The following is a 22,648-nucleotide window of genomic DNA, read 5'->3' as shown; positions in this document are numbered from 1 at the left end:
CGATCGTACGGTCAGATCCGGGTGACCGAGGAGATGGGCATCATGCCGACCGGATCGTAGCGGACCCGGGCGCCCGGGTAGGGGGCGTGGATGACCTGGCCGTTGCCGACGTACATGCCGATGTGGCTGGCGTCCGCGCGGTAGGTGACCAGGTCACCGGGCCGGGCCTGGGACAGCGGCACCGTCCGGCCGGCGTGGCGCTGGGCCTGGGAGGTGCGGGGCAGGCTCACCGCGGCCCGGGCGTACGCCCACTGCATCAGGCCGGAACAGTCGAAGCCGGAGGGACCGTTGGCGCCCCAGACGTAGGGGCTGCCGAGCGCCTGGTGGGCGGCGGCCACGGCGGTCATCGCGCGGCCGGAGCCGGCGGCGACGCCCAAGGGGCCGGGCAGTCCTTCGCGGCCGGAGCGGGAGGCCCGGTCGAAGGAGGCGCGTTCCTCGGGCGGCAGGGAGGCGAGCAGCCGGCGGGCCTCACGGAGCTTGCCCTCGACGGCGCGCTTGTGGCGGGTGACGGCGGCCCGGTTGCGCTCCAGTTCGGTCAGGGCGCGGGTGGCCTCGGCACGGGTCTGGGCGATCTTGCGCTGGGCGTGCCGCAGCTTGTCCAGGGTCAGCGCCTGGCGGGCGCCCGCCCGGTCGAGGGCGGCGGCCCGCTCCAGGTAGGTGTCGGGGTCGGCGGAGAGCAGCAGCGCGAGCGCCGGGTCGATGGACCCGGTGCGGTACTGGGCGCCCGCCATCGCGCCGAGCGCGTCGCGCATCCGGTTGACGCGTTCCTGGCCGCGGGCCGTGGCGTCCTGGGCGCGGTCCGCCTCGCCGCGCAGCCGGTCCACGCGCTCCCCGGCCTCGTTGTACCGCTCGGTGGCCCGCTCGGCCTCCTCGTAGAGGCGGTCGACGGCGGCCCTGGCGCTCTTCCGCGTGTCCTTCGGGTCGGCGCTCGCCGGGGCTCCGGTCAGCGTCGCCGCCGCGGTGGCGGCGGCGGCCGAGATGACCGTGACCCGGACTCCTCTGTTGAAGCCGGACTGTGTGCAACGGCGATGGGACACCACAGGTAGCCGCACTCCCTTCCGCTGACGCGGTGGTGCGCGCCCCCTGCCGCCCGGGGCGGGCGGACGCGGACCGGGAGCCGCACAGCAGCCAGACAGTAATCGGACGACTACGCACGGACCAAGGACCGCGCCGGTGGCGGAAGGGGCGCCCCACGCCGCCGCCCCGCCGGTGACCTTGGTCTCCGGCGGGGCGGGGGTGTCAGTGCGGTGCGCGGCGATTCCCTCGTTCGGGTGTGCCGTGCCGTGGTGTCAGATGCGGACGCCGAACTGGAAGGTGCCCATGTAGTCCATCGACTCGTAGCGGACGACGGTGCCCGGCTTCGGGGCGTGCAGGATCTGGTTGTTGCCGGCGTAGAAGCCGACGTGCGCCAGGTTGTTGAAGAAGACGAGGTCGCCCGGCTTGAGCTGGCTGCGGCCGATCTTCGTTCCGTCGTTGTGCTGGGTGAACGTGGTCCGGCTGATGGAGACGCCGGCCTGGGCGAAGGCCCACTGGGTCAGCCCGGAGCAGTCGTAGGAGTTGGGGCCCGTGCCGCCGGAGACGTACGCCTTGCCGATCTGCGTGGCGGCGGCGGCCAGGGCGGCGGCTCCGCGGCCGGACGCGGGGGCCTCGTTGCCGAGGGCGACCCGGTCGCCGGCGGCGCGGCTCGCGCGCTGCTCGTCCTTCTTCATCTTGTCGCGCTCGGCCTGGGTGAGCGTGTTGAGCAGCTGCTGGGCGTCGGCCAGTTTGCCCTGGTACTTCTTCTTGTTCTCGCCGAGCGCCTTGCGGACGTCGGCGAGGTCGCCGAGCTTGTCCTGGGCTTCCTTGCGCTGCTGGGCGAGGGTGCGCTGCTTGGACTGGATCTTCTGCAGCGACTCCGTCTGCTTGACCGTCAGCTGGTCGAGCGCGGACGCCTGGTCGAGGAAGCTGTCCGGGTCGGAGGCGAGGAAGAGGGCCACCGAGGGGTCGATGCCGCCGGAGCGGTACTGGGCGGTGGCGATCGAACCGAGTTCGCCGCGCAGCGTGTTGAGCTCGGCCTGGCCGCGGGCGACCTTGTCCTGGAGCGCGTCGACTTCCTTCTTCAGGTTGTCCTGCTGCTCCTTGGCCCCGTTGTACTTCTCGGTGGCCGCCTCGGCCTCGTGGTAGAGCTTGTCGACCTTCGCCTTGACTTCGCTCTTGCTCGGCTTGGGATCGGCGTGGGCGGCCTGGGAGGTCAGGGCCACGGCCGCGGCGGCGGTCGCGGTGAGCACGGTCACGCGGGTGCGGCTCGGCTGCTTGGGACGACGGTGGGACGCCACGGAGGCGAGCTCCTTCTTCCTCTGAGCCGCCTACCGGGCTGTGGGGGAAAGAATCCCCGGCTCCGTGCACATGACGGACTCGGCGGTTCCTTCGCCGTCACCCCCGATGGGTGATCAACCGTGCGAAGGTTCGAGGCCCGACCTTAGTGACCATCTTGTGATCAGTTCAAATCCTCACAGGAATTTTCTCGTCACACCAGGCACTTCTTTACTTTCACCCCACCGCGCGTAGCGGCGACTTGACGGTACGTTCCCAGAAACCCGGCATGCCACACATGATCGAGCATATCGCCCTAGACGCGCGAAAGCCGCTTGAGGAGCAAGACGGACGCGACCGGCCTCGCCCCGGCCTTGGCCACGCCGTCCGCCACCTCGCGGTCGGTGGAGACGACGACCACGGGCCGCCCCGGCGGTTCCGCGCGGGCCAGTTGACGGATCAGCTCGTCCGCCGTGACCCCGGCCTTGCTGAACAGCACCCGGACGCCTCGCGGCGGGGCCAGCAGCACCGGGGCGGCGAGTTCGGCGCCGTCGAAGACACAGGTCATCTCAGCGCCGGTCTGCGCCGCGAGCACCGAGAGCCCGCCCAGCAGCCGCAACCGCTGCTTCTCCAGCGGCATCTGCGGATAGCCGGTCTTGGTGACGTTGTAGCCGTCCACGATGAGGTGGGCCTGCGGCAGCGCCAGCAGTTGGTCCAGCAACGCCGGATCGGTCTCCGAAAGAGCCCTGGCGGCAATGTCCTTGGGCGACATCCGGCCCGGCTCCACCGCGTCCACGGTGTCTGCGGGATGCGTCGTCGCCGGCGGGAGCGCCAGCTCCCGTCGCAGCCCCGAGGCCGCGTCGAGCACGGTGTCCAGGAGCAGCCGCAGCCGCATGTCCTCCACCGAGCGGCCCTCGCGGGCGGCCCGCCGGCTCGCCTCCAGGGCCGCCTCGGCCTCACCCAGCCGCCCCTTGAGCCGGCGCGACTCGCTCTCGGCGGCGGAGAGCTGGGCCGCCGACTCGGCCCGTGCGGTGTCGGCCTCGGCGACGCTGCGGCGCAGCGCGGCCTCACCGCGCTTCACCTCGCTCAGGGCGCTGCGCAGCTTGCGGTGCAGCGACTCGGTCTCCTTGCGGGCCGCCTCCAGCTCGGTGCGCAGCCGCTCGGTCTCGGCACGGGTCTGGGCACGGGCCCGCTCCAGTTCCTCGCGGAGCCGGCCCAGCTCGCGCCGGGTCTCCTCGTCCACCCGCTCCGCGTCGGCGCGCTGGACCTCCTCGCCGGCCGACTCGACCAGCTTCACCCAGCCGACCGGGCGCAGCACATAGGCGGCCGCGGCCACGTCGAGGGGATCGGCGGCGGCGGGCGGCGACCCCGACTCCAGGGCGGCGGTCAGCTCGGGCTGGGACTGGCCGAGCCGCTCACCGATCCGCTGCCGGAACAGGGCGTCGCTCTCCAGCGCGGCGGCCATCGCGTTCCCCGCGAACTTCGCCCGACGGGTCGGGGTGAACCGGGCGTACTGGCGTAGCTGGGCGGGCAGTTCGGCGACGGTCAGACCCCCGAAGGCGTCCGCGACCAGCGCGATGACCCGCCGTCGCACACCCTCGGGCAGCGGACGGCCCAGCACCTCCGCACCGCCGTCGGCCTCGTCGGCCGGTCCGGCGCCGCTGGTCGGCTGATCCACCGTCCGTCACCCCATAGATGTGTGATGGGCGCGCTCCCTCAGGAAGCGGCACCCGGCTTGTCCACCAGTTCGATCTGGTCCACCGCGTTGCACCAGCGGCAGCGGACCGACTCGATGGTCTCACTGACGACCTCCCGCTCCTCGACACTCGGCTCACCGGCCAGGTCGAGGTGCACGTACTCCACGACCTTGGAGGAGCGGGTCACATCGAAGCGCGTGAGATTGCCGCACAGCGTGCAGCGCCAGCGGGTCCCGTCGGTCGGCAGGGGAACCGTCGTCATCGTTGCGTCCTCTTTCGTCGTCTCCAGGAGCTCGCGACGGGCGCGCCGCAGCGTCTCCACCTGTCTACGCCAAGGAACTCGCGGTGCGCCGTCGAACTGCGGAAGTCCTGGCGTAACCCTACGGCCTCGCGTATGAGCCCCGGCACGGCGAGGCGCTCCGTCCCGTTCTCTGCCGGTACGTCATGCTCTGTACATGATCGAGTGGCGGCAGGCCGACTGGCGGAGAACGGCCGGAAGGTTCCGGGACGCGGCGGTGTCGAGCGGCGCTCCGGTCACGTACGGACTGATCGCCATGTGCGGCGTCGTCTTCCTGGTCAGCCCGCTCTCGGGGTTCGGCGGCGCCGCCCACCGGAGCGAGGACGCGCTGCTCGCCGCGCAGGCGGGGTACTTCGAGCGGTGGGGAGTGATCCCCACCGAACTGTGGGAGGGGTCGGCCCGTGCGCTGATCACGCCGTTCACCGCGCTGTTCGTCCACGGCAGCTGGCTGCACCTGCTGGGGAACCTGCTGTTCCTGTACGTGTTCGGCCCGTCGGCCGAGGAGCGCATGGGCAGGGTGCGGTTCGCCCTGTTCTACCTGGGCTGCGGCTATGTGGCGCTGGTCTGCTACGCGGCGGCGCACGCGGACTCCGGGCAGACGCTGGTCGGGGCGTCGGGGGCGATCTCCGCGGTGCTCGGCGCGTTCCTGTACCTCTTCCCCCGGGCCCGGGTGACCAGTCTGTTCCCGTTCCTCTTCTTCCTGCCGCTGCGCTTTCCCGCATGGATCGTGTTGATCTTCTGGTTCGCCCTCCAGTGGGCGGCGGCGCAGGGTGCGGGCAGCGGCCCCGGGGTGGCCTATCTGGCGCATGTGGCGGGCTTCGCGGCCGGGTTCCTGTACGCCTGGGGACGTTATGGGCGTACGGCTAGAGTGAAGGTTCCAGCCACGGCCACCGAGGGAGACAGCCAGCCGTGATCACCGCGATCGTGCTCATCAAGACCAGCGTCGACCGGATTCCGGAGATCGCCGAGGCCATCGCCGCGCTGGACAGCGTCAGCGAGGTCTTCTCCGTGACCGGCACCTACGACCTGATCGCCATGGTCCGGGTCGCCAAGCACGACGACCTCGCCGATGTCATCCCCGGCCGGATCAGCAAGATCCCGGGCGTCGAGGGCACCGACACCCATGTCGCGTTCCGTACCTACTCCCAGCACGACCTGGAAGCGGCCTTCGCCATCGGCCTCGACGCGTAGGCGGATCGGCGAAGCACCTCGGCCGGGGACAGGCGGCGCGCCTGCCCCCGGCCGAGGCGTTTCACCGGGACGTATGTCCGGCCCGGCCGGCCTCGCCCCGGTCCGGGACGCAGCGGCCGTCCTCGGTGCGGTAGTTCCACCGGGCGCCTTCGCGGACCAGCTCACAGACCGCGCCCAGGAAGCGGTCGATGTGCTCGTCGGGCGTCCCTGCGCCGAAGCTGACGCGGATCGCGTTGAGGGAGAGCTCGCCCGGCTCGGCCTCCGGCGCGCCGCACTGGCCCGGGTCGCGCGGGTCGCTGCCGAGCAGGGTGCGCACGAGCGGGTGGGCGCAGAAGAGGCCGTCGCGGACGCCGATGCCGTACTCCGCGGAGAGGGCGGCGGCGAAGTGCGAGCTGTTCCAGCCGCGCACCACGAAGGAGATGACGCCCACCCGGGGCGCGTCGTCGCCGAAAAGCGACAGCACCTGCACCTCGGGCACCCCGGCGAGCCCCTCCCGGACCCGGCCCACCAGCTCCTGCTCCCGGGCGACCAGGCCCTCGAACCCCGCCTCGGTCAGGGCCTTGCAGGCGGAGGCGATGGAGTAGACGCCGATGACGTTGGGCGAACCGGCCTCGTGACGCGCGGCGGTGGTGTGCCAGTCGACGTCCACCCCGCCGTCGGCGCGCCGGGCGACCTTGCGGGAGGCGCCACCGCCGGCGAGGTACGGCTCGGCCTCCCGGAGCCAGTCGGCGCGGCCGGCGAGGACTCCGGAGCCGAAGGGCGCGTACAGCTTGTGGCCGGAGAACGCGACCCAGTCGACGTCCAGTCCGGCGACGTCCACGGGATGGTGCGGGGCGAGCTGCGCGGCGTCCAGGACGATGCGCGCGCCGTGCGCGTGGGCCGCGGCGGCCAGTTCCCGCACGGGCCACAGCTCGCCGGTCACATTGGACGCGCCGGTCACGCAGACGAGCGCGGGGCCGTAGGGGTCGCGGTCGGCGAGGGCGCGCTCCAGGGTCTCGACGGCCTGGGCCGGGGTGCGGGGCGCGTCGAGGTAGGTGACCCGGGCGTCGCGCCAGGGCAGCAGCGACGCGTGGTGCTCGGTCTCGTACACGAAGACCTCACAGCCGGCGGGGAGCGCGGAGGCCAGCAGGTTGAGGGAGTCGGTCGTGGAGCGGGTGAAGACGACCTGGTCCTCCGCGCGGCAGCCGAGGAACTCCGCCACCGTGCGGCGGCTGTTCTCGAAGAGGTCGGTGGAGAGCTGCGAGAGGTAGCCGGCCCCTCGGTGGACACTGCCGTAGTACGGGGCGTACGCGGCGACGTCGTCCCAGACCCGCTGGAGGGCCGGGGCGCTGGCGGCGTAGTCGAGCGCGGCGTAGGCGACCTCACCGCCGGTCACCAGCGGGACGGTGACGTTCTGCCCCAGAACGGGCAGCGGGGCACAAACCGACGAGTCGAGGGCAGCGGTGGGGACAGACATGGCGAACTCCCGTAACAGGCAGGCGAAATCCCCGCGCCGGCGGATACGCGGCAGCGCGGGAGGGGGAAGGGGAAAAGGGTGCGCGGAAGGGGGCGTTCAGCCCTAGCGCATTCGCTTGCTCACAGAAGACTCCCTGGGGACCAGGACCCCGGGGGCTGGCATCCGCTGGATGCCGAGGGGCCCGCGCTTGCCGCAGACCTCGCTGCCTGCGGCCTGGTCTTCACCCGGGGCACCCCGCCACGGACGGAGGGTTGCCGGACAGCGGGCCGGGGCCGTAGTCGCTGTCACTCATGACCTGCGCAGCATCTTGCCATACGTGTGCACAGGCGCAAGGCGCGGTCCGGATTCCGGACCGCGCCCTGTGTCACACCGTGTGCCCCGCGTCCTCTCCGCGGCGCGCTCAGGCGTTGCTGGCCGCCACCCAGCGCTCCAGGGCCCGCTTGGCGGCCCCGGAGTCGATGGCCGCGGCCGCGACGAGGATCTTCGCCGCGAGCTGCTCGGTCAGCGTGCCGGGGCCCGGGTCGAGGGCGACCAGGGCCGCCGCCGAGTTGAGCAGCACCGCCTCCCGCACCGCGCCGCCCTCGCCGTCCAGCAGACGGCGGGCCACATCGGCGTTGTAGGAGGCGTCGGCGCCGCGCAGCGCCTCGACGGGGACGATGGGCAGCCCGGCGTCGCGCGGGTCGAAGGGCTCCTCGCGGACCGCGCCGTCGCGGACCACCCAGACCCGGGAGGTGGCGGTGGTGGTCAGCTCGTCGAGCCCGTCGTCACCGCGGAAGACGAGAGCGGAGTTGCCCCGGTCCGCGAGGACGCCCGCGACGATGGGCGCCATCCGGGCGTCGGCGACGCCGACCGCCTGGGCGCGCACCTGGGCCGGGTTGGTGAGGGGGCCCAGGATGTTGAACGTGGTCTGCGCGCCGAGTTCCTTGCGGGCCTTGGCGGCGTACCGCAGGGCGGGGTGGAACTTCACGGCGAAGCAGAAGGTGATGCCCGCCGCTTCGGCGACCTCGACGACCCGCTGCGGGGTCAGCTCCAGGTTGACGCCGAGCTTCTCCAGTACGTCGGAGGAGCCGCTCGCCGAGGAGGCGGCCCGGTTGCCGTGCTTGACGACCTTGGCGCCGGTGCCGGCGATGACGATCGCGGACATGGTCGAGATGTTGACCGTTTTGGCGAGGTCGCCGCCGGTGCCGACGATGTCGACGGTGCGGCCGGGCACGTGGATGGTGTTGGCGTGGGCGTACATCGCGCGGACCAGTCCGGTGACCTCGTCGACGGTCTCCCCCTTGGCCCGCAGCGCGACGGCGAACCCGGCGATCTGCGCGTCGGTGGCCTCGCCGCTCATGATGCGGTCCATGGCCCAGGCGGTGTCCTCGGAGCTGAGGTTCTCGCCGCGCAGGAGGGGGTTCAGGAGGCCGGGCCAGGAACGGTCCGCCACGCTGTCGCCGCCGTTCGGGGTCACAACGTTCATGGTCCGCTCCAGGGTCCACAGCCGGCTAGGGAAGATGGCTCCACCCTATCCAGCGCGGAGGACCGCGAAGAGCCCCGTCCATCGAATGGACGGGGCTCTCACGGTGGCGATCGGTTCAGGTGATCAGTGGTGGCCGTGGCCCTCGCTGATCTCCTTGTACTCCTCGGGGGTGGCCTTGGGAATCTGGTTCCCCTCGGCGTAGTACCCCTTGCTGAGCTTGGCGCGCAGCTTCTGCACCGGGGAGATCTTGCGCTTGACGCCGTTCTCGTCGACCGCGGGGCCGAGTTCGAGCGGCCGGTACTGCTCGTGCGCCGTGAGCGTGTGCAGCTGCTCGGGGCTGAGCGGCTCGTGGACCTCGACGAACTCACCGTGCGGCAGGCGCTTGATGAGCCCGGTCTCGCGACCGTGCAGCACCTTCTCCCGGTCGCGGCGCTGGAGGCCGAGGCAGATCCGCTTGGTGACGATGAACGCGATGACCGGTCCGGCGAAGAAGAAGATCCGGACGAACCAGGTGATGGAGTTGATCGACAGGTGGAAGTGCGTGGCCCACAGGTCGTTTCCACCGCCGACGAGGCCGATGAAGTACGCCGTGATCCAGGCGACGCCGAGACCCGTGCGGGTCGGGGCGTTGCGCGGGCGGTCCAGGATGTGGTGCTCGCGCTTGTCGCCGGTGATCCAGGACTCGACGAACGGGTAGACCGCGATCACGGTGAGGACCACGCCGAAGGCGACCAGCGGAATGAACACGCCCAGGGCGAGGGTGTGGCCCCACAGGTTGATCTCCCAGCCCGGCATCACCCGGACCAGGCCCTCGGCGAAGCCCATGTACCAGTCGGGCTGGGCGCCGGTGGACACCTGGTCGACGCGGTACGGGCCGAGCGCCCAGATCGGGTTGATCGTGGCGATGGCCGAGATGATCGCGATGATGCCGAAGACGAGGAAGAAGAACCCTCCGGCCTTCGCCATGTACACGGGCAGCAGCGGCATGCCGACGACGTTCTTGTTGGTCCTGCCGGGGCCCGCGAACTGCGTGTGCTTGTGGTAGAAGACCAGGATCAGGTGCGCCACCACCAGACCGAGCATGATGCCCGGCAGCAGCAGGATGTGGATCGAGTAGAACCGGGCCACGAAGTCGTGGCCGGGGAACTCGCCGCCGAACAGGAACATCGAGATGTACGTGCCGACGATCGGCACGGACAGGATCGCGCCCTGGGTGAAGCGGACACCCGTACCGGAGAGCAGGTCGTCCGGGAGGGAGTAGCCGGTGAACCCGGTGAACATGCCGAGCACGAACAGCAGGAAGCCGAAGAGCCAGTTGATCTCGCGCGGCTTGCGGAAGGCGCCCGTGAAGAAGACGCGCATCATGTGCACGAACATGGCGGCCAGGAAGATCAGCGCGGCCCAGTGGTGGATCTGCCGTACGAGCAGACCACCGCGGACCTCGAAGCTGATCTTCAGGGTCGAGGCGTAAGCCTCGGACATCCGGATGCCCTGCATGGGCTCGTACGGACCGTGGTAGACGATCTCGCCCATGCTCGGCTGGAAGAACAGCGTCAGATACACACCCGTGAGGATGATGATGATGAAGCTGTAGAGCGCGACCTCACCGAGCATGAAGGACCAGTGGTCCGGGAAGATCTTGCGCATGTTGGCCTTGGCCAGGCTGTAGATGCCCAGTCGGCCGTCCGCCCAGTCGGCCACCCGCTCGCCGGCCGGAGCCTTGCGTCCGCTCGCCGGACCGGCGGCGGAGGGGTTCTTTGTCGCAGTACTCATCCGCGCTCCCAGAAGGCAGCACCGACGGGCTCGTCGAAGTCGCCGAGCGCCTCGAGGTTGCCCTCGCTGTTGACACCGATCCGCAGCTGCGGAAGGGGGTGGCCGGCCGGACCGAAGATGACGCGAGCGCCGTCGGAGAGGTCGAAGGTGGACTGGTGGCACGGGCAGAGCACGTGATGCGTCTGCTGCTCGTACAGGCTGATCGGGCAGCCGACGTGGGTGCAGATCTTGGAGAACGCGACGATGCCCTCGTGGGCCCAGTCCCGCTGGCGCTTGTCCTTGATGTCGTCCGGCTCGATGCGGACGATCATCAGGGCAGCCTTGCCCATCTGCGTCTGGAAGTCGTGCGACTCCGGGTCGAGGCCCTCGGGCATGGCGAAGGCCAGCGACCCGACGGTGATGTGCTCGGGGCGCAGCGGCTTCATCGTGTTCATGTTGATGAGCTGCTTGCCCTCGGCCCACAGGGTGGTCCGGAGCTTCTTCTCCGGCAGCGGACCGAGGTCGCGCAGCAGGACCACACCGGAGAGCGGCACCAGGGCCAGCGCACCGAACATGGTGTTGCGGATCAGCTTGCGCCGACCGATCGCGGACTCCTCGGCGCCGGCCGCGAAGTCGGCCATGACCTGGGCCTTGACCTCGGGCGCGGCCTCGATCGGATGCCGTTCGGCCGCGACCTCGACGTCGGACATCAGGGTGCGCGCCCAGTGGACGGCTCCCGCTCCGATGAAGAAGAGAGCGGCGCCCAGGGTGAGACCGAGGGAGAAGTTCAGCGCACTCACATGGCCGAAGGGCCAGATGTAGACGATCTTGTCCACCGGGAAGATGACGTAGGAGGCGATGAAGCCCACCGTCGCCAGCATCGAGAGGGTGAACATGAACGCGACGGCCCGCTCCGAGCGGTTCGCGGCGCGTTCGTCGAGATCCTGGATGCGCGGCTTGTGAGCCGGCAGCCCCGGGTCGGCGAACGGGTCGTCCGTACGCTCGACCGCGCCGTGCGCGGTCTCCTGCCCCTCGGGCAGGTTGTCTTCTGAAATCTGTTGGCTACTCATGACTTCTTGGCCTTAGCGGTGTGGGCCGCGACCCAAACGGCGACTGCGACGAGAGCGCCGAGCCCGAAGATCCAGGCGAACAGACCCTCGCTGACCGGACCGAGACCGCCGAGGGCCAGGCCGCCGGGGCTCTCCGTCTCGTCACCGTTCACGGACTCGATGTACGCGATGATGTCCTTCTTCTCCTGCACCGGCATGATCGTGTCGGGGAAGGAGGGCATGCTCTGCGGGCCGGTCTGCATGGCCTCGTAGATGTGCTTCGGGCTCACGCCTTCGAGGTCGGGTGCGTACTTGCCCTCGGTCAGGGCTCCGCCCTTACCGGTGAAGTTGTGGCACTGGGCGCAGTTGGTGCGGAACAGTTCGCCGCCGTTGGCGACGTCCGCGCCGGCCGGGTCGACCTGCTTGTCGGTCGGCGTGATCGGACCGGCGCCGAGCGACGCGACGTACGCCGCGAGCTGGTCGATCTGCGCCTGGTTGTAGATGACCTTCTTCTTCGGTACCTGGGCGCCCGGCTGCTGCGCGGGCATACGGCCCGTACCGACCTGGAAGTCGACGGCGGCGGAGCCCACGCCCACGAGGGACGGCCCGTCGGTGGTGCCCTGACCGCCGGTTCCGTGGCAGCTGGCGCAGCCTACGGAGTAGAGCTTCTTGCCCTCTTCGATGGCGAGGGACTGGGCGGTTTCATCGGCCTGCGCCTTGCCCGCAGGCGCAAACGCGGCGTACAGCCCCCCGGTAGCCGCCAGCGCGAGGAGTAGTACGACGACCGCCGCCAGCGGATGGCGTCGTCGTGCGGAGAGCTTTTTCACGGATTACCCCGGTGTCAGGATCTTCTGCGTCGATGGTGGGCGGGTGCGAGCCCCGGTTACTTGATCATGTAGATCGTTGCGAACAGGCCGATCCATACGACATCGACGAAGTGCCAGTAGTAGGACACGACGATGGCGGCGGTGGCCTGATCGTGGGTGAACCTCTTGGCCGCGTACGTTCTGCCGAGGACCAGCAGGAAGGCGATGAGACCGCCTGTCACATGCAGACCATGGAAGCCGGTGGTCAGGTAGAACACCGAGCCGTACGGGTCGGACGACAGGGAGAGCCCCGCGTCCTTGACCAGCTCGGTGTACTCCAGGACCTGGCCGCCGATGAAGATCGCACCCATCACGAACGTGATGATGAACCAGGTGCGGAGCTTCTTCACATCGCCCCGCTCGGCGGCGAAGACGCCGAGCTGGCAGGTGAGTGAGGAGAGCACCAGGATCGTGGTGTTCGTCGCCGAGAACGGGAAGTTCAGATGGTCGGACATCTCCTTCCAGTAATCGGGTCCCATCACCGATCGCAGGGTGAAGTACATCGCGAAGAGGGCCGCGAAGAACATCAGCTCGGAACTCAACCAGATGATGGTTCCGACGCTGGTGAGGTTCGGCCGATTGACCGACGGGTGCGCGTGCCCGGTTTCTACTGTCGTTGCTGTCGCCACGACCGACATTATGTCGGTCGCTTATCCCGCCCTCACCCCGGGGGGTGCCGTTCGGTGTGTCCGTACCGTCTGCGGGGGTCGCGCCCTCCGCCGAACGGCCCATCGCGAGGTCGTCATTACCGGTGCTGACGGCCGGTCGGGCGGAGTACGATCCGCGCATCGGTGCATGCCCCGAGAGCCCCGACGACGTCGATGTCACGGAGGAACAATGCAGGCGACCGCCACGGTCCTGGTCTACAGCGACGACGCCAACATCCGCGAGCAGGTGAGGCTGGCAGCCGGTCGCCGGCCTGCCGCGGACGTCCCACCGGTGGAGTTCCTGGAGTGCGCGACGCTCCCGGCCGTCCTCAAGGCGCTGGAGGACGGCGGCGTCGACGTCTGTGTGCTGGACGGGGAGACGGCTCCCATCGGCGGCATGGGCGTCTGCCGGCAGATCAAGGACGAGATCTTCCGCTGTCCGCCGGTTCTCCTGCTGATCGGCCGCCCGCAGGACGCGTGGCTGGCCACCTGGAGCCGCGCGGAGTCCGCCGTGACGCTCCCGGTGGACCCGGTGGAGTTCGCCGACGCGCTGGCGGCGCTGCTGCGCCACCGGCTCGCCGTGGACGCCTGAGGGGCCCCAGCGGCCCGCTGAGGGACGTTCCGGGCCGCCGGGCCCTGCCCGGGGCACGGATCAGACGTGGGGGCGCAGCCGGGCGGCCTGGAGCGTCTGCGGGCTGTCCGGCGCCCCTTCGTGGAGGGCGCTGCCCTTCCGCCACTCCTCCCAGGAGAGGTTCCAGTCGCCGAACCCGTTGCCGAACGGGTCCATGTCCTCGCCCGCGCTGCCGACGACCTTGACGATGTCGCCCTCGCGCACGGTGTCGAAGAACCACTTGGCGTTGCCGGTGCTCATGCCGGTGCAGCCGTGGCTGACGTTGGCGTTGCCCTGGGAGCCGGTGGACCAGGGGGCGGCGTGGACGTACTCGCCGCTCCAGGTCACCCGGGTGGCCCAGTAGACCGGCAGGTCGTACGACTCCGAGGAGCCGGCCGCGATGCCGATGCTCTCCCCGCGCATCCGTACGAACTGCTCCTTGGCGAGCACCACCTTGACGCCGTTGCGGGTGGAGAAGCCGGGCTTGCCGGTGGTGACCGGAATGGTGTTGATCACTTCTCCGTTGCGGAGCACGGTCAAGGAGTGGTCCGAGGCGTCGGTGACGGCCTCGATCCGGTCGCCCGTGGCGAGCTTCAGGGGCTTGGCCTCGGCTCCGTAGAGGGCGTTGGTCACCTTGATGCCCGCCAGGTTGGAGCGCACCTCGATCGAGGCGTTCGCGGGCCAGTACTCCTTCGGGCGGTAGTGCAGCTTCTTGTCGTCGACCCAGTACCAGGAGCCGGTGACCGCCGGGGTGGAGCGGACCTTCAGGGCGCGCTCGACGGTCGCCCTGGCCGTTTTGTCGGTGATCGGGGCGCTGAGTTCCGCCGTGATGGGCTGCCCCACGCCGTAGGTGCCCGCCTCCGGGCCGAAGGCGACCTTCAGCAGCTTCTTGGGCGATGAGGTGTCGAAGGAGAGCGTACGGACGCCCGGGGCGCCGTCGCCGTTCTCCATGGCGACCCTGACGGTGTATCCGGTGCCGGCCGCGAGCGGGGCGGTGGAGCGCCAGCGCTTCCCGTCCGCGGAGAGCTCCCCCGCCAGGTGGCGGCCGCCGGTGTCCACGGCGCTGACGTCGGTGATGCGCCCGTCGTCGCCCTTGACGGCGACTTCCAGGGGCTTGTCGGGGTCGGCCTTCTCCTCCTTGGAGGGGCCGTTGAAGGAGACCTGGTCGCCCGCGTCGAAAGGCTTCGTCGAGAGCGGGTGGCCGTCGGGCGAGCCACAGGCGGTCGCACCCGCGGCGAGGGTCACGACCAACAGGGTGCAGCTCACTACGGTGCGGATGCGCGGCGTGTGCTTCATGCCGTCCACGCTAAGAAGATTCGTCCGTTCCAGCGCGTTCAGTGACTGCAAACGAGCGAAGGGCCCGCGTCGCTGTGGGCGATGCGGGCCCTTCGTGGTGTAGCGCGTGTCACCCGTGGTGCGGTGTCACGGTGTGCGGCGTCACTGGGTGCGGTTCTCGCCCCGGTAGTACTCGAAGACCCAGCCGAAGAGGCCGATCAGGAGCAGGGGGGCGGAGAAGTACAGGAGCCACCAGCCGAAGACGACGCCCATGAAGGCGAAGGCTCCGCCGACCGCCAGGGAGAGCGGCTGCCAGCTGTGCGGGGAGAAGAACCCCAGCTCGCCCGCCTCGTCGGCGACGTCCGCCTCCTTGTTGTCCTGGGCCATGGCGTCGACCCGGTTGGCCGTGAAGGCCAGGTAGAAGCCGATCATGATGGACAGCCCGAAGGCCAGGAAGAGGGCCGTGGTGCCGACCGGCTCCTTGGACCACACGCCGTACACGACGGCCATGGCGAGGATGAAGACGCTCAGCCAGATGAACATCTGTCCCTGGATCTTCACTTGCCTGCCTCCTTGCCGCCGGCGAGGGCCTTGTCCGACTCGGGGAGGTGGTCGAGCTGTTCGAGCGCCGTGATCTCCGGGTGGTGCAGGTCGAACGCCGGGGATTCGGAACGGATGCGCGGCAGCGTGAGGAAGTTGTGCCGCGGCGGCGGGCAGGAGGTCGCCCACTCCAGCGAGCGGCCGTAGCCCCAGGGGTCGTCGACCTCGATCTTCTTGCCGTACTTCGCGGTCTTCCAGACGTTGTAGAAGAACGGCAGCATCGACAGGCCGAGCAGGAACGAGGAGATCGTCGAGATCGTGTTCAGCGCGGTGAAGCCGTCGGCGTCGAGGTAGTCCGCGTAGCGACGCGGCATGCCCTCCGCACCGAGCCAGTGCTGCACCAGGAACGTGCCGTGGAAGCCCACGAACAGCGTCCAGAACGTGATCTTGCCGAGCCGCTCGTCCAGCATCTTGCCGGTGAACTTCGGCCACCAGAAGTGGAAGCCGGAGAACATCGCGAAGACCACGGTGCCGAAGATGACGTAGTGGAAGTGCGCGACGACGAAGTACGAGTCGGAGACGTGGAAGTCCATCGGGGGCGAGGCGAGGATGACGCCGGTCAGACCACCGAAGGTGAAGGTGATCAGGAAGCCGACGGCCCAGAGCATCGGTGTCTCGAAGGACAACGACCCCTTCCACATCGTGCCGATCCAGTTGAAGAACTTCACGCCTGTCGGCACGGCGATGAGGAACGTCATGAAGGAGAAGAACGGCAGCAGCACACCGCCCGTGACGTACATGTGGTGCGCCCACACCGTCACGGAAAGGCCGGCGATGGCGATCGTCGCGGAGATCAGGCCGATGTAGCCGAACATCGGCTTGCGGCTGAATACCGGGATGACCTCGGAAATGATTCCGAAGAACGGCAGAGCGATGATGTACACCTCTGGATGGCCGAAGAACCAGAAGAGGTGTTGCCAGAGCAATGCGCCGCCATTGGCCGCGTCGAAGATATGCGCACCGAATTTTCGGTCCGCCTCCAGTGCGAAGAGCGCGGCGGCCAGGACCGGGAAGGCCAGCAGGACCAGGACACCGGTCAGCAGGACGTTCCAGGTGAAGATCGGCATGCGGAACATCGTCATGCCGGGTGCGCGCATGCAGATGATCGTGGTGATGAAGTTGACCGAGCCGAGGATCGTGCCGAAGCCGGAGAAGGCCAGACCCATGATCCACATGTCGGCGCCGACGCCCGGCGAACGGACCGCGTCCGAGAGCGGGGAGTAGGCGAACCAGCCGAAGTCGGCCGCACCCTGCGGGGTGAGGAAGCCGGCCACCGCGATGAGCGAGCCGAAGAGGTACAGCCAGTACGCGAACATGTTCAGCCGCGGGAACGCCACGTCGGGCGCGCCGATCTGCAGCGGCATGATCCAGTTCGCGAATCCGGCGAACAGCGGCGTCGCGAACATCAGCAGCATGATCGTGCCGTGCATCGTGAACGCCTGGTTGAACTGCTCGTTCGACATGATCTGCGTGCCCGGACGGGCCAGCTCGGCGCGCATGAAGAGCGCCATGAGTCCGCCGATGCAGAAGAACACGAACGACGTGATCAGGTAGAGCGTACCGATCGTCTTGTGGTCGGTGGTGGTCAGCCACGTCACGACGATGTTTCCCGGCTGCTTGCGCCGCACGGGCAGCTCGTCCTCGTACGAGTCGTCTGCCGGAGCGGCACCCTGGGGTTCGTTGAGGATGCTCACAGTTGGTTCTTCTCCGCATTCCTGGCCGGGTCGGTCTGCGCGATGCCTGCCGGCACGTAGCCCGTCTGACCCTTCTCAGCCAGCTCCTTGAGGTGCTGCTGGTAACGCTCCGGGGAGACGACCTTGACGTTGAAGAGCATGCGGGAGTGGTCGACGCCACAGAGCTCGGCGCACTTCCCCATGAAGGTGCCCTCCCGGTTGGCAGTCACCTCGAACGCGTTGGTGTGGCCCGGGATGACGTCCTGCTTCATGAGGAACGGCACCACCCAGAAGGAGTGGATGACGTCCCGCGAAGTGAGGACGAAGCGGACCTTCTCGCCCTTGGGCAGCCACAGGGTCGGCCCCGGGTTGCCGTTCTGCGGATTACGGGTCCCGGGGATGCCCACGTCGTAGACGCCGCCGGCGCCTTCGGGGAAGTCATCGCGGAACCGGTCGGGGATGGCGTCGAGTTCCTTGGGGATCTCGGGGCCCGCTGCGGGCTGGCCGTCCACCTTCTCGATGTAGTTGAAGCCCCAGCTCCACTGGAAGCCGACCACGTTGATGGTGTGGGCGGGCTTGTCGGAGAGCTCGAGGAGCTTCGACTCATCTCGCGCGGTGAAGTAGAAGAGCACCGAGACGATGATGAGGGGAACCACTGTGTACAACGCCTCGATGGGCATGTTGTACCTGGTCTGCGGAGGTACCTCCACCTTGGTCCGGCTACGCCGGTGGAAGAAGACGCTCCAGAGGATCAGCCCCCAGACAAGGACACCCGTGACGAGCGCTGCCGCCCACGAGCCTTGCCAGAGGGAGAGGATCCGAGGGGCCTCTTCCGTTACCGGTGTGGGCATTCCGAGGCGGGGGAAATCCTCCCAGTTGTATGAACAACCGGAGGCCGTCGCCAGGACCAGGCCCGCAGTCAGCACCTGCGGCAGCTTCCGCCGCATCGGGCGCCGCGACGAGCGGTCGGAGCCGTTGGGACTCACGTAGCGCCTTCCCGAGAGTCTCGCCCGCACGGTCGGCGCGCCCGTATGTCTCTGGTCGGTCGCCGGCCCTGACGCGGGCAGGGGTTTGGATGTTTATGCGGACCAAACCCTACTGGACGCTATTTGGGGTCGCGCGGGGAGGGTGCCCAACGCGCCGCCCGACACCCCCATGGGGTGGAATCCGGGACTCCGGCCCCCTTCTGACGCACACTCGCCCGCCCGGGAGGAGCGGCCTCCGGCGAGGTTCGGCCGGGGGCGGGCTAGCGTGGCCGGGTGCCCTACTTCGATGCCGCCTCCGCCGCCCCCCTGCACCCCGTCGCACGCCAGGCGCTGCTTGCCGCGCTCGACGAGGGCTGGGCCGATCCCGCCCGCCTGTACCGGGAGGGGCGGCGAGCCGGGCTGCTCCTCGACGCGGCCCGGGAGGCGGCCGCGGAGGCCGTCGGATGCCGCCCGGACGAGCTGGTCTTCACCTCGTCCGGGACGACGGCGGTGCACGCGGGAATTGCCGGCGCTCTTTCGGGGCGTCGGCGTGTCGGGGGCCATCTGGCCCTCTCCGCGGTCGAACACTCGTCGGTGCTCCATGCGGCGGCGGCCCACGAGGCGGCGGGCGGTTCGCTCACCGAGGTCCCGGTGGACCGCACGGGGGCGGTCGATCCGGCGGGGTACGGCTCGGCCCTGCGGGCGGACACCGCGCTGGCCTGCCTCCAGTCGGCCAACCACGAGGTGGGCACCGAGCAGCCGGTGGCCGAGGTCGCCGCGCTCTGCGCGGACGCCGGGGTGCCGCTGCTGGTGGACGCGGCCCAGTCGCTCGGCTGGGGGCCCGTCCCGGCGGGCTGGTCGCTGCTGACGGCGAGCGCGCACAAGTGGGGCGGCCCGGCCGGGGTCGGGCTGCTGGCGGTCCGCAAGGGGGTGCGCTTCTCGCCCCCCGGCCCGGCCGGGGAGCGGGAGTCGGGGCGGGCGCCGGGGTTCGAGAACCTGCCGGCGATCGTGGCGGCGGCGGCCTCGCTGCGCGCGGTACGGGGCGAGGCGGCGGCGGAGTCGGCGCGGCTGCGCGCGCTGGTGGACCGGATTCGTACGGTGGTGGCCGAACAGGTGCCCGATGTCGAGGTGGTGGGCGACCCGGAGCGGCGGCTGCCGCATCTGGTCACCTTCTCCTGTCTCTATGTCGACGGGGAGGCCCTGCTGCACGAGCTGGACCGGAGGGAGTTCTCCGTTTCGTCCGGTTCGTCCTGCTCGAGCAGCACCCTGACGCCGAGCCATGTGCTCAGGGCCATGGGGGTGCTCTCGGAGGGGAACGTACGGGTGTCGCTGCCGCCGGGCACGGCCGGAACGGACGTCGACCGCTTCCTGGAGATCCTTCCCGGGGTGGTCGCCGAGGTGCGCGAACGGCTCGGCGCGCCGGCCGCCCCGGCCGCTGCGGCCCCCTCCCCCGGGCCCGCCGCTTCCCTGGTGGTCGACGCGCTGGGCCGCCGTTGCCCGATCCCGGTGATCGAGCTCGCAAAGGTGATCGAGGAGGTGCCGGTGGGCGCCACGGTGACGGTGCTCGCCGACGACGAGGCGGCCCGCCTGGACATCCCGGCCTGGTGCGAGATGCGGGGGCAGGAGTATGTGGGCGAGGAGCCGGCGGACCGGGGCTCCGCCTATGTGGTCCGCCGGCTCGGCTGATCACGCCAGGTGCTGCTGGACCTCGGCGGCGGCCTCGTGGCCGTACGCCTTGGTGAAGCGGTCCATGAAGTGGGTGCGGTGCAGGGTGTACTCCTGGGTGCCGACCGTCTCGATGACCAGGGTGGCGAGCATGCAGCCGACCTGGGCGGCGCGCTCCAGGCCGACGCCCCAGGCGAGGCCGGAGAGGAAGCCGGCCCGGAAGGCGTCGCCGACGCCGGTGGGGTCGGCCTTGGCCTGCTCCTCGGGGCAGCCGACCTCGATGACCGGCTCGCCCGCCCGCTCGATCCGGACACCGCGGGCGCCGAGGGTGGTGACGCGGTGGCCGACCTTGGCGAGGATCTCCTCGTCGCTCCAGCCGGTCTTCGACTCGATGAGCCCCTTCTCGTACTCGTTGGAGAAGAGGTAGGTCGCGCCGTCCAGGAGGATGCGGATCTCGTCGCCGTCCATCCGCGCGATCTGCTGCGAGAAGTCCGCGGCGAAGGGGATGTCCCGGGTGCGGCACTCCTCCGTGTGGCGGAGCATCGCCTCGGGGTCGTCGGCTCCGATGGAGACGAGGTCGAGGCCGCCGACGCGGTCGGCGACGCTCTTCAGCTCGATGAGGCGGGCCTCGCTCATCGCGCCCGTGTAGAAGGAGCCGATCTGGTTGTGGTCGGCGTCGGTGGTGCAGACGAACCGAGCGGTGTGCAGGACCTCGGAGATACGGACCGAACCCGTCTCGACGCCGTGCCGGTCGAGCCAGGCGCGGTACTCGTCGAAGTCGGCCCCGGCGGCGCCGACCAGGATCGGACGGGTGCCGAGGAGGCCCATGCCGAAGCAGATGTTGGCGGCGACACCGCCCCGGCGCACGTCGAGGTTGTCGACCAGGAAGGAGAGGGAGACCGTGTGCAGCTGATCCGCGACCAGTTGGTCGGCGAAGCGGCCGGGAAAGGTCATGAGGTGGTCAGTGGCGATCGAGCCGGTGACTGCAATACGCACGGGGAGGCTGCTCCTGCGGAAGGCGAAGGGCCGTAAGTACGCCCTCCGGGACGACGTGACAGTTCACGCTACCGGGTGAGCCGACGGCCGGGAAAAGGGAGAACTACCCGATAGTAGGGCTTTCTACCTGAGCTCGACCGTGGTTACGGTGCGGATATGTCGAAGCACACCGCATTGCCCGAGTCGGAATCGAGCCTGGCCGCACTGCGCGGCGACTGCGAGCGGATGGCGCCGCACTGGACGGCTTCGGTGAAGCCCGCCCCGGTCCCGGCGGAGCCGCCCCGGATCCACGGGGTGACGGTCCCGCCCTCGTCGGCGCGGCTGATCGACGCCATGTCCGAGTACGGGGACTGAGGGGCGGCGGCCGTACCTGCCGCACCGGGCCGGACGCCACCGCGTTCCGGGCCGTTCCGCGCGGCTCCGGCGGGAGGCGGACGCTCCTCCCGTCCGGGCCGTCCCCCGGACGGGGGAACCGCTCGCCTCTCCGTTCCGTCCCACCGGTGTCCCCGTCCGGGGACACGCGGCAGGCACCGCGACGGCAACGCAGTCGAAGGAGCGATCCGGTGAGCACCGAGCGACCCGACAACGACGTGACCGGCCCCCGGCGGCGGCGTTCGCCGCTCGCGGTGGCCTCGGTGGCCGCGGCCGTGCTGCTGGCGGGGGGCGGCGGGGCGTACTGGGCCTCGGCCGCCTCGGGCGGCGGCGCGGCGGGCGACGGCGCGGCGACGAAGGGCTCGGCCCCGCTGCTGGCCCTGGACACCGCCGCCGACGGCCCGAGCACCCTTGCCCCGGACGCCCCGCCCCCGGGCATCGCACCCGGCGAACCGGACCCGGGCGGCCCGCCGGTGGTCTACCGGGCCGCGGGCGAGCTCCCGGACGGTCCGGACCAGGCGGCGGTCCACCACGCGAAGGGCACGGTCGCACCGGCCGACGTCGCCCGGCTGGCGAAGGCGCTGGGCATTCCCGGCTCGCCGCGCACCGAGGGCACCTCCTGGGTGGTCGGCGACGACGACGGCCCCGGCGCGCTCCTGAAGGTGGCCAAGCAGGCCCCGGGCACCTGGACGTTCGCCCGCACCACCCCGTCCCAGCCCTGCGAGCCGGGGAAGGTGTGCGCGAACGGGCCCTCGGAGCCGGGGGGCGGCCCGGTGAGCGAGAAGGCGGCGAAGGCGGCCGCGGTGCCGGTGCTCAAGGCTGCCGGGCAGGACGGCGCGGCGCTCGACGCGGGCCAGCTGATGGGCGACATCCGCGTGGTGAACGCCGATCCCAGGATCGGCGGGCTCCCGACGTACGGCTGGTCGACCGGTGTCCAGGTGGGCCCGGACGGCGAGGTGACGGGCGGCAGCGGACACCTGAAGGCCCTGGAGAAGGGCGACACCTACCCGGCGGTCGGCGCGGAGAAGGCGCTGGAGCAGCTGAACGCGGCGAGCAGGGGCAGGGGCGATGCCGACAGGGACATCGGCGGCTGCGCCACTCCCGTACCGCTGGAGGGCGAGCCGAAGCCCTCGGGCCCCCAGTGCGTGCCGTCCAACGGCAAGCGGGCGCCGGTGGAGCGGACGGTCGAGGGCGCGGTGTTCGGGCTCGCCCTGAACTACGTGGACGGCCGGCAGACGCTGGTGCCGTCCTGGCTGTTCACGGTCCGCCAGGCGCCGGGAGGTCCGGAGAGCACCGTCACCCAGGTCGCGGTGGACCCGGAGTTCATCGAGAAGCCGGAGTCCCCGACGGCGCCCCCCGGGGAGCGGAAGGTGACGTCGTACGGCGCGGACGGGCGGACGCTTGAGGTCACCTTCTGGGGCGGCGTGTGCAGCACCTACACGGCGAGCGCCCGGGAGAGCGCGGGCCAGGTGCGGATCTCGGTCACGGAGAAGCCGCAGGAGGGCGGGAAAGCCTGCATCATGATCGCCAAGGAGCTGACGCGGACCGTGAAGCTGGACAAGCCGCTGGGCGACCGTACGGTGATCGACGCCGCGTCGGGCGCCGCGGTGCCGCGCGGCTGACGGCGGCCCGACCGCGGTCCGGTGCGGGGTGTTCGCACGGCACCGGAACCGCGGGGCGACAGACCTACGGCGGCGGCGGCGTCGGACAGGAGGCTGCCGTCGCTCACGGTGGTGGTCTCGTCCGATACGGACATCTGCTTCTCTCCCGGGTTGTACG

21 protein-coding genes and 1 riboswitch are annotated in these 22,648 nt (G+C 70.3%); of the genes, 6 read left to right on the top strand and 15 right to left on the bottom strand.

Features of this window, described 5'->3' with window-relative positions; genetic code table 11:
• Positions 1-11: 11 nt before the first annotated feature.
• The 4 genes from ACIQMU_RS13520 to ACIQMU_RS13505 all read right to left on the bottom strand — a co-directional run bounded on the left by ACIQMU_RS13520 (position 12) and on the right by ACIQMU_RS13505 (position 4,251).
• Positions 12-1,040 carry an NlpC/P60 family protein gene (locus tag ACIQMU_RS13520; RefSeq protein ID WP_402688887.1) on the bottom strand — a complete coding sequence of 343 codons (1,029 nt, stop codon included), beginning with the start codon at positions 1,038-1,040 and terminating at the stop codon, positions 12-14.
• 249 nt (positions 1,041-1,289) lie between these two features.
• Positions 1,290-2,315: an NlpC/P60 family protein gene (locus ACIQMU_RS13515; protein WP_352243963.1), complete on the bottom strand. Its 1,026-nt coding sequence runs from the start codon at positions 2,313-2,315 to the stop codon at positions 1,290-1,292.
• 293 nt (positions 2,316-2,608) lie between these two features.
• Positions 2,609-3,970 (bottom strand): NYN domain-containing protein, encoded by a 1,362-nt coding sequence (locus tag ACIQMU_RS13510; protein ID WP_352243964.1) that lies wholly within the window; start codon positions 3,968-3,970, stop codon positions 2,609-2,611.
• 38 nt (positions 3,971-4,008) lie between these two features.
• Entirely contained in the window at positions 4,009-4,251 is a 243-nt protein-coding gene (locus tag ACIQMU_RS13505) for a hypothetical protein (RefSeq protein ID WP_030121791.1), read from the bottom strand.
• Between the two features lie 193 nt (positions 4,252-4,444).
• Between ACIQMU_RS13505 and ACIQMU_RS13500 the strand changes: the two genes are divergently transcribed.
• Both ACIQMU_RS13500 and ACIQMU_RS13495 read left to right on the top strand, forming a co-directional pair.
• The gene (locus ACIQMU_RS13500) at positions 4,445-5,200 is read left to right on the top strand and encodes a rhomboid family intramembrane serine protease (RefSeq protein WP_352243965.1); all 756 of its coding nucleotides are present in this window, start codon (positions 4,445-4,447) and stop codon (positions 5,198-5,200) included.
• Positions 5,197-5,478, top strand: coding sequence for an Lrp/AsnC family transcriptional regulator (locus tag ACIQMU_RS13495; RefSeq protein WP_007451244.1), 282 nt, complete (start codon positions 5,197-5,199; stop codon positions 5,476-5,478). The genes ACIQMU_RS13500 and ACIQMU_RS13495 overlap by 4 nt, the downstream gene beginning before the upstream one ends.
• A 61-nt stretch (positions 5,479-5,539) precedes the next feature.
• On the opposite strand, the gene ACIQMU_RS13490 is transcribed toward ACIQMU_RS13495, so the two are convergent.
• The 6 genes from ACIQMU_RS13490 to ACIQMU_RS13465 all read right to left on the bottom strand — a co-directional run bounded on the left by ACIQMU_RS13490 (position 5,540) and on the right by ACIQMU_RS13465 (position 12,704).
• On the bottom strand, positions 5,540-6,934 hold the full coding sequence (locus tag ACIQMU_RS13490; protein ID WP_402688886.1) for an aminotransferase class V-fold PLP-dependent enzyme: 1,395 nt from the start codon (positions 6,932-6,934) through the stop codon (positions 5,540-5,542).
• Positions 6,935-7,112: 178 nt separating this feature from the next.
• Positions 7,113-7,230: riboswitch (SAM riboswitch) on the bottom strand.
• Between the two features lie 104 nt (positions 7,231-7,334).
• Positions 7,335-8,399 (bottom strand): anthranilate phosphoribosyltransferase, encoded by a 1,065-nt coding sequence (trpD, locus tag ACIQMU_RS13485; RefSeq protein WP_402688885.1) that lies wholly within the window; start codon positions 8,397-8,399, stop codon positions 7,335-7,337.
• A 123-nt stretch (positions 8,400-8,522) separates the two neighbouring features.
• Positions 8,523-10,172 (bottom strand): cytochrome bc complex cytochrome b subunit, encoded by a 1,650-nt coding sequence (locus tag ACIQMU_RS13480; RefSeq protein WP_352243968.1) that lies wholly within the window; start codon positions 10,170-10,172, stop codon positions 8,523-8,525.
• Positions 10,169-11,221 carry a Rieske 2Fe-2S domain-containing protein gene (locus tag ACIQMU_RS13475; protein ID WP_352243969.1) on the bottom strand — a complete coding sequence of 351 codons (1,053 nt, stop codon included), beginning with the start codon at positions 11,219-11,221 and terminating at the stop codon, positions 10,169-10,171. The genes ACIQMU_RS13480 and ACIQMU_RS13475 overlap by 4 nt, the downstream gene beginning before the upstream one ends.
• A complete protein-coding gene (locus tag ACIQMU_RS13470) occupies positions 11,218-12,027 on the bottom strand; it encodes a c-type cytochrome (RefSeq protein ID WP_352243970.1) in 810 nt (269 codons plus the stop codon). The genes ACIQMU_RS13475 and ACIQMU_RS13470 overlap by 4 nt, the downstream gene beginning before the upstream one ends.
• A 56-nt stretch (positions 12,028-12,083) precedes the next feature.
• On the bottom strand, positions 12,084-12,704 hold the full coding sequence (locus tag ACIQMU_RS13465) for a heme-copper oxidase subunit III (RefSeq protein ID WP_003969635.1): 621 nt from the start codon (positions 12,702-12,704) through the stop codon (positions 12,084-12,086).
• Between the two features lie 199 nt (positions 12,705-12,903).
• Here ACIQMU_RS13465 and ACIQMU_RS13460 point away from each other — a divergent pair, with 199 nt between their 5' ends.
• Positions 12,904-13,305, top strand: a complete 402-nt coding sequence (locus ACIQMU_RS13460; protein WP_352243971.1) for a hypothetical protein — start codon at positions 12,904-12,906, stop codon at positions 13,303-13,305.
• Positions 13,306-13,365: 60 nt separating this feature from the next.
• Here the strand turns inward: ACIQMU_RS13460 and ACIQMU_RS13455 are convergent, their stop codons facing one another.
• The 4 genes from ACIQMU_RS13455 to coxB all read right to left on the bottom strand — a co-directional run bounded on the left by ACIQMU_RS13455 (position 13,366) and on the right by coxB (position 17,857).
• Positions 13,366-14,619, bottom strand: a complete 1,254-nt coding sequence (locus tag ACIQMU_RS13455; RefSeq protein WP_352243972.1) for an Ig-like domain-containing protein — start codon at positions 14,617-14,619, stop codon at positions 13,366-13,368.
• A 141-nt stretch (positions 14,620-14,760) separates the two neighbouring features.
• A complete protein-coding gene (locus tag ACIQMU_RS13450) occupies positions 14,761-15,159 on the bottom strand; it encodes a cytochrome c oxidase subunit 4 (protein WP_007451224.1) in 399 nt (132 codons plus the stop codon).
• Positions 15,156-16,892, bottom strand: coding sequence for a cytochrome c oxidase subunit I (gene ctaD / locus ACIQMU_RS13445; protein ID WP_352243973.1), 1,737 nt, complete (start codon positions 16,890-16,892; stop codon positions 15,156-15,158). The genes ACIQMU_RS13450 and ctaD overlap by 4 nt, the downstream gene beginning before the upstream one ends.
• Positions 16,889-17,857 carry a cytochrome c oxidase subunit II gene (gene coxB, locus ACIQMU_RS13440; protein ID WP_352243974.1) on the bottom strand — a complete coding sequence of 323 codons (969 nt, stop codon included), beginning with the start codon at positions 17,855-17,857 and terminating at the stop codon, positions 16,889-16,891. Before coxB ends, ctaD begins: the two co-directional genes overlap by 4 nt.
• 273 nt (positions 17,858-18,130) lie before the next feature.
• Between coxB and ACIQMU_RS13435 the strand changes: the two genes are divergently transcribed.
• Positions 18,131-19,522 (top strand): aminotransferase class V-fold PLP-dependent enzyme, encoded by a 1,392-nt coding sequence (locus ACIQMU_RS13435; RefSeq protein ID WP_352243975.1) that lies wholly within the window; start codon positions 18,131-18,133, stop codon positions 19,520-19,522.
• Here ACIQMU_RS13435 and ACIQMU_RS13430 read toward each other — a convergent pair whose 3' ends face one another.
• Complete coding sequence (locus tag ACIQMU_RS13430; RefSeq protein WP_352243976.1) at positions 19,523-20,497, bottom strand: carbohydrate kinase family protein; 975 nt, start codon at positions 20,495-20,497, stop codon at positions 19,523-19,525.
• 156 nt (positions 20,498-20,653) lie between these two features.
• On the opposite strand from ACIQMU_RS13430, the gene ACIQMU_RS13425 reads away from it, so the two are divergent.
• On the top strand, positions 20,654-20,851 hold the full coding sequence (locus ACIQMU_RS13425) for a hypothetical protein (protein ID WP_352243977.1): 198 nt from the start codon (positions 20,654-20,656) through the stop codon (positions 20,849-20,851).
• A gap of 209 nt (positions 20,852-21,060) precedes the next feature.
• On the top strand, positions 21,061-22,491 hold the full coding sequence (locus ACIQMU_RS13420; protein WP_352243978.1) for a hypothetical protein: 1,431 nt from the start codon (positions 21,061-21,063) through the stop codon (positions 22,489-22,491).
• Positions 22,492-22,648 lie beyond the last annotated feature (157 nt).

It is taken from the genome of Streptomyces sp. NPDC091649, from assembly GCF_044756785.1.
Classification (GTDB): domain Bacteria; phylum Actinomycetota; class Actinomycetes; order Streptomycetales; family Streptomycetaceae; genus Streptomyces.
The sequence above is the reverse complement of the archived record's forward strand: the minus strand, read 5'-3'. Positions and strand labels throughout refer to the sequence as shown.